Source organism: Streptomyces sp. NPDC008079 (assembly GCF_042957385.1).
Classification (GTDB): Bacteria; Actinomycetota; Actinomycetes; order Streptomycetales; family Streptomycetaceae; genus Actinacidiphila.
The window spans coordinates 1-10,912 of record NZ_JBIBIC010000018.1 but is presented as its reverse complement, the minus strand read 5'-3'; the positions used below and the strand labels follow the sequence as shown (position 1 = coordinate 10,912).

Sequence of the window (10,912 nt, the reverse complement as noted above, 5' to 3'; positions counted from 1 at the left end):
GTCCCCTGGTCCTCTCGGCGTTCCCTAGTCCCACTCCAGGCCGCCGCGCCGCCACACGTACGCGTAGGCGACGAAGACGGTGAGCACGAAGAGGAGCATCTCCACCAGGCCGAACATCCCCAGCCGGTCGAAGGTGACGGCCCAGGGATAGAGGAAGACGATCTCGATGTCGAAGACGATGAAGAGCATCGCCGTCAGGTAGTACTTAATCGGGAAGCGTCCCCCGCCGACCGGCTGCGGGGTGGGCTCGATGCCGCACTCATACGCTTCCAGTTTGGCCCTGTTGTACCGTTTTGGCCCGATGATCGAGGCCATGAAAACGGAGAAGATCGCGAAGCCGGCCGCAAGGCCTCCCAGCACGAGGATGGGCGCGTAGGCATTCACCGTCCCCCGCTCCTTCCTTTTCAGTCGCCAGTGACTGCGTGGGTGTCCCCCCGCCGAGGTGGGCGGAGGAGCCGGCCCTTGCCCGTGGTCCGCGTCACCGAAACGACGAAGATCGCTTCTATGTGAGGCAGTTCACAAGCCTGAGCCGCCTGCATCCTATGCCTGCCGGTCTGTGATCTGCGACACGGGGTACGCCAAGACCTTTGTGATCTCCACCACCTGACGAACGATCATGAAGTCGGATGAGCGGTGATCATGGTGCGGAACGGCCGCAAAGGATCACTTCACGTCACAAGCGGAAGCGTTGTCGCTGGTCAGAGCGGTGCGCGCATTATCAAGGCGCGCTCGGCAGAGGCAAATTGGCGCTGGACGACTCCACGTGATAGCGCGCGGCGGTCGAGCGGCGACGGCCCCGGAGCCCGGCATTCACACGTGATTCACCCGCGTGAAAGCGCGCACGAGCGCATAGGTGACCGCTTATCCGAAACCGGGCGAAAGTGCTCGCGCACCAAGATCACAAACGGGGCATTTGAGCCGTGAGCACGTCAACTGTGTCGCATCCCACCTTTGTTGAACGGAACCAAGCATTCCTGATAGCCAGGACCGCATGTCCCCGAACCAGATACGGACCTCCGCGTCCGACCGGACCTCCGCGTCCGGCTCGCATCCGACCGAATCGCATACCGGCCGCCGACGGCACGCCGCCCCCGGCCGCCCCAACTGGGTACGCAGGGCAGGACTCGTCGGCGGCGTCGTCAGCGCGATCGCTCTCGGCGGCTCCGCCGCCCCGGCCCTGGCCGACAACACCGACTCCACCCCCGCGCACGGCACTCCGGCCCTCACGCCGTCCGATCTCGCGAACGCCGCCGAGGCGGCCGCCCAGGCGTCCACGCTGACCACCGAGGTGACCGCGGCGCAGGCCGCGCAGGCGATCGACCAGGCCGCCATCGCGATGCAGCTCCAGGCCGCCAAGGACGCCTCCGTGGCCGAGGCCGCCAAGGAGGCCGCCGCCACGAAGAAGAGCGCCGACGCCAAGGCCGCCGCGAAGGCGAAGGCCGAGGCCGAGGCGAAGGCCGCCGAGGCCGCCAAGGAGCGCGCCGCCACCCAGGCCGCCTCCCGCTCGGCCGAGCGCACCGCGCTGGCCACACCGACCGCGTCGGCCAACTCGTCCGGTTCTTCTGATTCTTCTGGTTCGTCCGGTTCGTCCGACTCCGGTACGACCACCTCGACGGCCAGTCCGTCCGCCACCACGGCGACCGGCAGCGTCGCGAAGCTGATCAGCTTCCTGAAGTCGCAGATCGGCAAGCCGTACGTGTACGGCGCCGCCGGTCCCGACTCGTACGACTGCTCCGGCCTCACCCAGGTCGCCTACGCCACCGTCGGCGTCGACCTGCCGCGCACCTCCCAGGAGCAGTCCAACGTCGGCACCCCCGTCTCGGTCAGCAATGTGCAGGCCGGCGACATCATCTTCTGGGGCGGCCAGGGCAGCGCCTACCACGTCGGCGTCTACATCGGCGACGGCCAGTACCTGGACGCGGCCAACCCCTCGACCCCCGTGGCCATTCACCAGATGGCCGACTACATGCCGGACTGGGCGGTTCGGGTCCTCTGACCCGTTTCCCCCTTTTCGTACGCTTGGCACCATAAGACCGCCGTGACCCCCTCGCCGGGACGTCACGGCGGTCCGCTGCCCGGTGTGCGCTGACGCGCGGGCGGGGAAGGGGCGGGGGTATGACGGACGCAGACACCCGCACGCCGGACGGTCGGACGTACCGGCGGGCGGGTCAGGACGCGGAGAGCGTCACGCGCTCGGCGTGATCTTGGTCAGGCCGTTGATCACGCGGTCCATCGCGTCACCGCCGGTCGGGTCGGTGAGGTTGGCGAGCAGCTTGAGGCAGAAGCGCATCAGCATCGGGTGGGTGAGACCGCGCTGCGTGGCGATCTGGAGCACCTTCGGGTTGCCGATGAGCTTCACGAAGGCGCGGCCCAGCGTGTAGTAACCGCCGTAGGTGTCCTGGAGGATGCGCGGGTAGTTCTGGAGCGCCAGCTCGCGCTGGGCGGAGGTGGCACGGGCGTGCGCCTGGGTGATGACGTCGGCGGCGATCTGGCCGGACTCCATCGCGTAGGCGATGCCCTCGCCGTTGAACGGGTTGACCAGGCCGCCCGCGTCGCCCACCAGGACCAGGCCCTTGGTGTAGTGCGGCTTGCGGTTGAAGGCCATCGGGAGCGCGGCGCCGCGGATCGGCTGCGTCATGTTGTCCGGGGTGTAGCCCCACTCCTCCGGCATCGAGGCGCACCACGCCTTGAGCACCTCGCGCCAGTCCAGCTCGCGGTACGCGGAGGAGGAGTTGAGGATGCCGAGACCGACGTTCGACGTGCCGTCACCGAGGCCGAACACCCAGCCGTAACCGGGCAGTTGCCGGTCCTGCGGCCCGCGCCGGTCCCACAGTTCGAGCCACGACTCCAGGTAGTCGTCCTCGTGCCGCGGCGAGGTGAAGTACGTGCGGACCGCGACGCCCATCGGCCGGTCCTCGCGGCGGTGCAGGCCCATCGCCAGGGACAGCCGGGTGGAGTTGCCGTCGGCGGCGACCACCAGCGGCGCGTGGAAGGTCACCGGCCGCTTCTCCTCGCCGAGTTTGGCCTCGACGCCGGTGATCCGCCCGGTGCGCGCGTCGGTGATCGGGGCGCCGACGTTGCACCGCTCGTACAGCGTCGCGCCCGCCTTCACCGCCTGCTGGGCGAGGATGTCGTCGAAGTCGTCGCGCTTGCGGACCAGTCCGTAGTTCGGGTACGCGGCCAGCTCGGGCCAGTCCATCTGGAGGCGCACGCCGCCGCTGATGATGCGCAGGCCCTTGTTGCGCAGCCAGCCCGCCTCCTGCGAGATGTCGATTCCCATCGACACGAGCTGCTTGGTGGCGCGCGGGGTCAGGCCGTCGCCGCACACCTTCTCGCGCGGGAACGCGGTCTTCTCCAGCAGCAGGACGTTCAGTCCCGACTTGGCCAGGTAGTACGCGGTCGTCGAACCGGCGGGCCCGGCGCCGACGACGATCACATCGGCGCTGCGCTCGGACAGGGCGGTGTCGGTCACGGTGGGCTCTCCCGTTTCGGCGAGTGTCGGTGTCGGCGACGGTCGTTATCGGCCGGGCGCTGCTCGGCCGAGAGCTGCCCGGCCGGTACCGAGTCTATGAGGCCCGGCGACGGGACACAGCGGGGCCCGCCTGAACCGCGGTTCGCGGCAGCGCGGCGCGTTGACGCGAGCGCGCGGTCCTACGCGGAGGGAGCCGTGGACGGAGCCGTCGCCCGGTGCAGGGCGACGATGCCCCCGGTGAGATTGCGCCAGGCCACCGCGTTCCAACCGGCCTCCTGGAGCCGGGTGGCGAGCCCCTTCTGGTCGGGCCAGGCGCGGATGGACTCGGCGAGGTAGACGTACGCGTCGGGATTGCTGCTGACGGCCGTCGCGACCGGCGGCAGCGCCCGCATCAGGTACTCGGTGTAGACGGTCCTGAACGGCCGGTACGTGGGGTGGCTGAACTCACAGATGACCAGCCGTCCCCCGGGCTTGGCCACCCGCCGCATCTCGCGCAGCGCGGCGGCGGTGTCGTGGACGTTGCGCAGCGCGAAGGAGATGGTGACCGCGTCGAAGACGCCGTCCGCGAACGGCAGCCGGGTCGCGTCCCCCGCCGTCAGCGCCAGCTCCGGGTGCCGCTTCTTGCCCTCGCGCAGCATCCCGATCGAGAAGTCGCACGGCACGACGTCGGCTCCCGCGGCGGCGAAGCGCAGCGAGGACGTGCCCGTCCCCGCCCCCAGGTCCAGCACCCGCTCGCCCGGCCCCACCTCCAGGGCCTGCGCGACGGCCTTCCGCCACAGCCGCGTCTGGCCGAGCGACAGCACGTCGTTCGTCACGTCGTACTTGGCCGCCACGTCATCGAACATGGCGGCGACTTCGTGCGGTTGCTTGTCCAGCGATGCTCGCGTCACGCCCCCACCCTATTCGCATCGCGCGCCGCCAAGGCCGCTGCCCCGTCGGGGGACCTACGCGCGGCGGTGGACGAGGCGGCCGGCCAGGACGGTGGCGACGCAGGAGCCGTCGGTGGCGAGGACGGCGAGGTCGGCCCGGCCGCCGGGGGCGAGGCCGGGCGAGGTGGTGCCGGGCCAGAGCCGGAGCAGGCCGGTGTGGTCGACGGCGGAGCGGACGGCGGCGTCGGTGAGGTCGTCCACCACCCCGGTCACCCCCCGGGAGAGGAGCTCGTGGATGCCGCGCCGCACCGACTCGGCGCGGTCGTGCGGCCGGTCGGGGTCCTGCGGGTCCTCGTGGTAGGTCTCTTCGAGGAAGACGCGCACGCCGTCGGCGACGAGTCCTGGGCCGATGGTGCCGCGCCAGCGCCGCACCCGGGCGTCCGGGTGCGCGGCGGCGACCTCGTCCATCGGCCCGACGGCGACGACCCGGCCGCCGTCGACGAGGACGGCGCCGTCCGGGACGGCCTCGCCGCCCGCGGTGAGCCGGAGCAGCGGGGCGACGTGAAGGGTCAGCATGGGTCCATGATCCAGCACGCCGGGCCTCCGGGGGCAGGCCGCCCCCGGTCGCCTCAGCGCGAGGCGTCCAGCAGCTTCAGCTCCGGGTGCGCCGTACCGCCCTCGATCGCCGTGGACGACAGGTGCGAGACGACGTGGTCGTTGACCGGGTCGTTCGCCGGGTCGTCGTGGATGACCAGGTGCTCGTACGTGGTGGCGCGCTGCGCCGGGACGCGGCCCGCGGACCGGATGAGGTGGATCAGCTCCATCCGGTTGGAGCGGTGCTTGGCGCCGGCCGACGACACCACGTTCTCCTCCAGCATCACCGAGCCGAGGTCGTCGGCGCCGTAGTGCAGCGAGAGCTGGCCGACCTCCTTGCCGGTGGTGAGCCAGGACCCCTGGATGTGCGCCACGTTGTCGAGGAAGAGCCGCGCGATGGCGATCATCCGCAGGTACTCGAAGAGGGTCGCCTGCGTCTGCCCCTTCAGGTGGTTGTTCTCCGGCTGGTAGGTGTACGGGATGAAGGCCCGGAAGCCGCCGGTACGGTCCTGCACGTCGCGGATCATCCGCAGGTGCTCGATCCGCTCGGCGTTGGTCTCACCGGTGCCCATCAGCATGGTGGAGGTGGACTCGACGCCCAGGTTGTGGGCGGTCTCCATGATCTCCAGCCAGCGCTCGCCGGACTCCTTCAGCGGCGCGATGGCCTTGCGCGGCCGGGCGGGCAGCAGCTCGGCCCCGGCGCCCGCGAAGGAGTCCAGGCCCGCCGCGTGGATCCGGCGGATCGCCTCCTCGGCGCTGACCCCGGAGATCCTCGCCATGTGCTCGACCTCGGACGCGCCGAGGGAGTGGATGACGAGCTGCGGGTACGCGGCCTTGATCGCGGAGAAGTGCTCCTCGTAGTACTCGACCCCGTAGTCCGGGTGGTGGCCGCCCTGGAACATGATCTGGGTGCCGCCCAGCTCCACGGTCTCCGCGCAGCGCCGCAGGATGTCGTCGAGCCCGCGCGACCAGCCCTTGTCGGTGTCCTTGGGGGCCGCGTAGAAGGCGCAGAACTTGCACGCCGTCACGCAGACGTTCGTGTAGTTGATGTTCCGCTCGATGATGTACGTCGCGATGTGCTCGGTGCCCGCGTACCGGCGGCGGCGTACGGCGTCGGCGGCCGAGCCCAGCGCGTGCAGGGGCGCCGAGCGGTAGAGGTCCAGCGCCTCCTCCGGCGTGATCCGGCCACCGGCGGCGGCACGGTCGAGGACGGCTGCGGTATCGCTCACCGGGAGGTCCTTTCGGAGGAGTGCGGACGTGGAGTGCGGACGGACCAGCCCAGCGTACGCCAGCGTCCCGGACGACCCACGGCCCCCACGGACGGGTGTGCCGGACGTACGGGGGTGCCGGACGCGCGGGGCTGCCGAACGTACGGGTGCGCCGGACGCGCGTGTGCGCCGCGGCGGATCATGTCGCCGCGGCGCACACGCCGGGTCTCGCGGGTCGTGCCGGACGGTCGGGGGGACCGTCAGCCGTTCAGACCCTTGGCGAGCTGCTCGTCCGCCTGCTGGAACGCGTCGGCCGCGCTCTCCAGGAACTTGCCCATGCCGTCCAGACCCTCGATGGTCTTGGTGGCACCGGTGTTGAACTCGCTGTAGGACTGGTCGAACTGCTTCGAGGAACGGTCCGTGACGTAGCCGCCGTTGACGAGATCCTGAACGAACTTGTGCAGCGTGTTCAGCTTCTCGGTGATCTCGTGCTGACCGGTGCGCAGCTTGGTGGCCGCATCCCGCATGTCCTGGTACGTAACGTTGACATTAGCCATAGCGGCTTACCTCTCGTCGAACGTGCCGCAGGGCCGACCCCCGTGGCTCCTGATCGCAGATTTGTCTGATGGTCTGCTGATGCCTCAACTTACAGGGGAGGACGTGAGGGGTGCAGCCCCCGGTTCCCGGTACCGAAACGTCGACGTGACGGCGTCGAAGATGTCGAAGAACGAGTCCGCCAGGTCGAGTACGGCACTGCTGCCCGCCACGAGCGCGACCTTGTCGGAGTGCCCCGGCAGCGGGATGAACGTCTGCATCAGCACGGTCCGCACCGTCCGCGAGTCGCCCGGCACGGTGACGTCCTCGATGCCGTACGTCCGCGCCGCCAGGCCCGTCTCCGGGATGTCGACGGTGGTCACCTTGCGCCACGGGTCGCCGTCCTTGGCCGCCTCCCGCGCACGCAGCCCCGCCACGATCGACGCCGGGTCCGCAGCCAGCAGTTCACCCTCCGGCGTCCGCGCGCCGATCAGCGAGACCGTCACCGACGCGGTGAGCGGCAGCGCGCCGAAGTTCTGCGCCATGCAGCCGACGTACACCGCGCCGCTCTCGTACGCGTCCCGCGCCGCCTTGCGCAGGAACCGCGCCAGCACGTCGCGGTGTTCGGCCAGCGCCGGATTCTCCTTGACGCGCTGCGCGATGGTGCGGCGCACGCTCTCGTCGCGGGTCGCCGGGTGCAGGTCGAACTCCCACCACGTCATGGGCACCGTGAGGGAGAAGCCCTCCCGCTCGACGGGCATCACCCGTACGGGCCGCGGCTGTCCGCTGTCGTCGGCGTCCGCGCCGGGGGTCGTCACTTGCCGTCTCCCTTGGCGGACTTGGCGAGTTGGTCCGCGAGGTCCTTGTCCGCCTTCTTGATCTCGCGCACCGCGGTGTCGGCCATCTTCGACAGCCCCTCCAACTGGCTGTCGATCTCCTTGCGGCCGTCCTTCCAATTGTGCTCGAAGCTGTCGAGCGCCCCCGACACCTTGTCCGAGCCCAGCTTGGCCTCGTACGAGTTGAAGAGTTTCCGCGTCCCGTTCATGGTCGTCCGCACGGAGTCCAACGTCCGCGCGAAGTCCTCAAGTCCGGTCAGATCGACCGCGAGCCGATCCGGAGCCCCACCCATCCGATCCCCCTCCCCACGTCAGGTCGTCCGCTCCAACAATCCCACTGTTCCGCCGCCGGGCGGCGCGGCCGTGACCCGCAGCAGGTCGTCCTCGGGGTCGAGGACGAAGCCCGCCGACGTCAGCACGGCCGCGAGCGCCGGGCTCATGGCCTGCTCGATCTCTCCGAAGCGCTGCATCGTGCCCGCGGCCTCGTCCCGCGCCGCGACCGCCCGGTCCGCGGCCACGGCGAGGCTGGGGTGCGGGCGCCAGGACACGACGACGCCGGGGTCGTCGTCGTCCAGCGCGTCGATCTCCACCTGCGCCCCCCGCGCCACCAGCCGGTGCCCCCCGGCCGCGACCGGCAGCCCGGCCAGCTCCAACTCGTCCCGCACCTGCGCGGCGAGCCGCCGCATGGCCGCCATCGTCTGGTCACTGGGACCGGTCATCGCGATGTCCTCGCTCTCCTGGTCAGAACGGCAGGGAGGTCCAGCCGTGGTTGCGGGCCTCGGTGTTGATCAGCCCCCGGAGCATGTCGCGGGCGGCCCCGGCCAAAGCGTGGTCCTCAGCATAAGGAACCGTGTACGTGATCTTCGCGAGGTCGCTGAGGCCGCCCTTGAGCGCGGGCAGGCAGATCTTCGAGCACGGGTACCGCTCGGTGTACAGGTGCGTGATCTTGTCCATGCTGATGCCCTTGGCCTTGAGCTGGTTGATGATGTCGATCTCGGCGTGCAGCTTCTTGCCCTTGCTGAATCCGATGACGATCTCGTCAAGACCCTCCACACGGGCCGCGGCCACATTGCGTCCCGCGGGGAAGAACTGCACGCCGTTCTTGAACCGTGCCTCGAAGGCCGCCTTCGCGAGATCGGTGGAGGCGTAGGCGATCTCGGAGATGCACGGGCCCAGGCCCAGCGGGTCGGACCAGAGCGTCGGGTTGTGGACGTAGGCGTAGTTGTTGGGCGCCGGGGCCAGGCCCAGCGGGTCGGGGCTGAGGTACCGCGCGGACTCGGGGTCGTAGTAGCGGTAGTGGTTGTAGTGGAGCCCGGTCTCCGGGTCGGCGTACTGACCGGGGAAACGTAACGGGCAGTACGCGCCCTCGTCCGGCGGGGCCAGCGGCGCTCCCCAGACCGTCGCCCGGCCCTGCCGGTGCACCCGCCCGTCGTCGCCGATCAGTTCGGTGGGGGTGCCGATCAGATCGGTGACGATCGCGTAGAACCGCCGGTCGATCTCCTCGTCGGGAGCGTCCCGCAGCGCGCTGCGTTCGGTCTGCGCGACCGGGGCGTCGCCGTCCGGCGTCCAGTCCCACGTCGTGGTGGTGACCGTGTCGCCCGCCGTCGTGCGCTCCTCGGCCAACTCCGTCTCGTACCAGGTGAAGTCGGTGCGCTCCCGCACCCGCCCGTCCGGGCCCAGCCGTTCCTTGGCGATCCGGCGGCCGAGCGCGTCGTACCGGTAGCGCCAGACCGAACCGTCCGGCGTCGTGACCCCGGTGAGGCGGTCCTCGGCGTCCCAGGTGTACGTCCACCGCTTACTGCCGCCGGACAGCAGGGCGCGGGTGCGGCCGGCCAACCGGCCCTGAGCGTCGTAGGTGTACCGGGTACGGCCGAGGCGGCGCGGCAGCATGCCCGTGTACTCGCCGGCGTCCTCCGTCCGCTCCCCGCCCGCCTGTTCGCCGGATTCCGACGGCCCGCCGGACGTGAGGTTGCCCGCGCCGTCGTAGGTGTACCGCTGCGACCAGCCGTCGCCGTCCACCGCGACGACGCGACCCGCAGCGTCGGTGGTCAGCCTGCGTTCCGCCGACGCCTCGCCGATCGTCGCGAGGTAGCCGTCGGCGCCGAATCCGTAGGCACGGCGGTGCGCGAGGGCGCCGGAAGGGTCCTCGGGGCCGAGCACGGTCTGTGCGACCAGGCGTCCCGCGCCGTCCCACTCCTGCGTCAGGAACGGGCGGTCCCCGGTGCGGCGTTCGGTCTCCCGCCCGGCCCGGTCGTAGCCGAACGACACGGTTCCGGCCGCGCCGTGCAGCACGACGGGGCTGTTCGACCGGTCGTACTCCCAGCGGGACCGCGCCCCGGACGGCGTGACGCGCCCCACCCGGCGGCCGAGCGCGTCGTACTCGACGGCGACCGTACGGCCGTTCCCCGTCTCGGCCACCACCCGTCCGGCCGCGTCCCGCGCCAGGACCAGATCGCTGTCCTCGTTGACGGCCCGCACCGTACGGCCCACGGCGTCGAACGCGTACGTGGACACGGACGTCCCGGCGCGCACCTCGGTCGCCTGGCCCATGGCGTCCCGCTCGTAACGGGTGCGCTCACCCGCGCCGTTGACCCGCTCGACCAGCCGACCGGCCGCGTCGTGGACGTATCCGATGGTCCGCCCGTCGAAGTCCGTCTCCCGGATCACCCGGCCCACCGGGTCGCGCTCGTAGGTCCAGGTCAGCCCGAGCGGATTGGTCACCGAGGTCAGCTGCCGCTCGGTGTCGTAGGCATACGTGTATCCGGCGCCGTCCGTGCCCGTGCGCCCGGTGGCGGAGTCCATCCCGGAGATCTCGTAGCGCGTGACCCGCCCGTCGGGGCCGCGGTGCTCGACCGTGTTCCCCTCGCCGTCGTACGCCCACTGGTCGGTGGAGCCGTCGGGCAGCACCCGTCGGCTGAGCAGCCCCTCCACCGTCCAGGCCAGTTCGGTGACCTCCCCCGCGGGGGAGGTCACGGCCCGGATTCGCCCGAAGGGGTCGCGGTCCAGCCGCACCACGGCCCCCACCGCGTCGATGAGGGCCACCGGGATGCCCGCCGCGTCGTTCTCGATGCGCTGCTGCTCGACGCCGAGCGCGTCCGTGACCGACGCCAGGGCGCCACGGCCGTCCCGTTCGAACACCGTCGTGGCACCGGTCGGATCGGTGACGGTCCGCTGGTTGCCCCGCTCGTCGTACGTGTACCGCCACCGTCCGCCGTCCGGCTGTGTCACGGCGACGGGCAGCCTGACGCCCTCGTACTCGACCGTGGCGACTGTGCCGTTGGGGTGGGTGATGTGGGTGGGGTTGCCGTGGGTGTCGTAGGTGTAGGTGGTGGTGTGGCCGAGGGGGTCGGTGTGGGTGAGGAGGTTGTCGTGGGGGTCCCAGGTGCGGTGGGTGGTGTG

Annotated in this window: 11 protein-coding genes; 1 reads left to right on the top strand and 10 read right to left on the bottom strand. The window is 70.8% G+C overall.

Annotation, left to right across the window (positions count from 1 at the left end; genetic code table 11):
- Window positions 1–24: 24 nt before the first annotated feature.
- Complete coding sequence (locus tag ACFZAM_RS29010; protein ID WP_355340462.1) at window positions 25–384, bottom strand: NADH-quinone oxidoreductase subunit A; 360 nt, start codon at window positions 382–384, stop codon at window positions 25–27.
- Between the two features lie 607 nt (window positions 385–991).
- Between ACFZAM_RS29010 and ACFZAM_RS29005 the strand changes: the two genes are divergently transcribed.
- Window positions 992–1,996, top strand: a complete 1,005-nt coding sequence (locus ACFZAM_RS29005; protein ID WP_391050387.1) for an NlpC/P60 family protein — start codon at window positions 992–994, stop codon at window positions 1,994–1,996.
- Window positions 1,997–2,185: 189 nt separating this feature from the next.
- On the opposite strand, the gene ACFZAM_RS29000 is transcribed toward ACFZAM_RS29005, so the two are convergent.
- From ACFZAM_RS29000 to ACFZAM_RS28960, 9 genes are all read right to left on the bottom strand, one after another.
- Window positions 2,186–3,472, bottom strand: coding sequence for a geranylgeranyl reductase family protein (locus ACFZAM_RS29000; RefSeq protein WP_355340468.1), 1,287 nt, complete (start codon window positions 3,470–3,472; stop codon window positions 2,186–2,188).
- Window positions 3,473–3,651: 179 nt separating this feature from the next.
- Window positions 3,652–4,362: a demethylmenaquinone methyltransferase gene (locus ACFZAM_RS28995; RefSeq protein WP_355340471.1), complete on the bottom strand. Its 711-nt coding sequence runs from the start codon at window positions 4,360–4,362 to the stop codon at window positions 3,652–3,654.
- 54 nt (window positions 4,363–4,416) lie between these two features.
- Window positions 4,417–4,917, bottom strand: coding sequence for a hypothetical protein (locus ACFZAM_RS28990; RefSeq protein WP_391050386.1), 501 nt, complete (start codon window positions 4,915–4,917; stop codon window positions 4,417–4,419).
- A 53-nt stretch (window positions 4,918–4,970) separates the two neighbouring features.
- Window positions 4,971–6,164 (bottom strand): cyclic dehypoxanthinyl futalosine synthase, encoded by a 1,194-nt coding sequence (mqnC, locus tag ACFZAM_RS28985; protein ID WP_355340477.1) that lies wholly within the window; start codon window positions 6,162–6,164, stop codon window positions 4,971–4,973.
- 239 nt (window positions 6,165–6,403) lie between these two features.
- On the bottom strand, window positions 6,404–6,700 hold the full coding sequence (locus tag ACFZAM_RS28980; RefSeq protein WP_188281644.1) for a WXG100 family type VII secretion target: 297 nt from the start codon (window positions 6,698–6,700) through the stop codon (window positions 6,404–6,406).
- An 84-nt stretch (window positions 6,701–6,784) separates the two neighbouring features.
- Complete coding sequence (locus tag ACFZAM_RS28975) at window positions 6,785–7,438, bottom strand: hypothetical protein (protein ID WP_391050442.1); 654 nt, start codon at window positions 7,436–7,438, stop codon at window positions 6,785–6,787.
- A 53-nt stretch (window positions 7,439–7,491) separates the two neighbouring features.
- Window positions 7,492–7,806: a hypothetical protein gene (locus tag ACFZAM_RS28970; protein ID WP_355340480.1), complete on the bottom strand. Its 315-nt coding sequence runs from the start codon at window positions 7,804–7,806 to the stop codon at window positions 7,492–7,494.
- An 18-nt stretch (window positions 7,807–7,824) separates the two neighbouring features.
- Window positions 7,825–8,232 carry a hypothetical protein gene (locus ACFZAM_RS28965; protein ID WP_391050385.1) on the bottom strand — a complete coding sequence of 136 codons (408 nt, stop codon included), beginning with the start codon at window positions 8,230–8,232 and terminating at the stop codon, window positions 7,825–7,827.
- A gap of 22 nt (window positions 8,233–8,254) precedes the next feature.
- Window positions 8,255–10,912, bottom strand: a 2,658-nt coding sequence (locus ACFZAM_RS28960; protein ID WP_391050384.1) for an RHS repeat-associated core domain-containing protein, incomplete at its 5' end; no start/stop codon positions are given.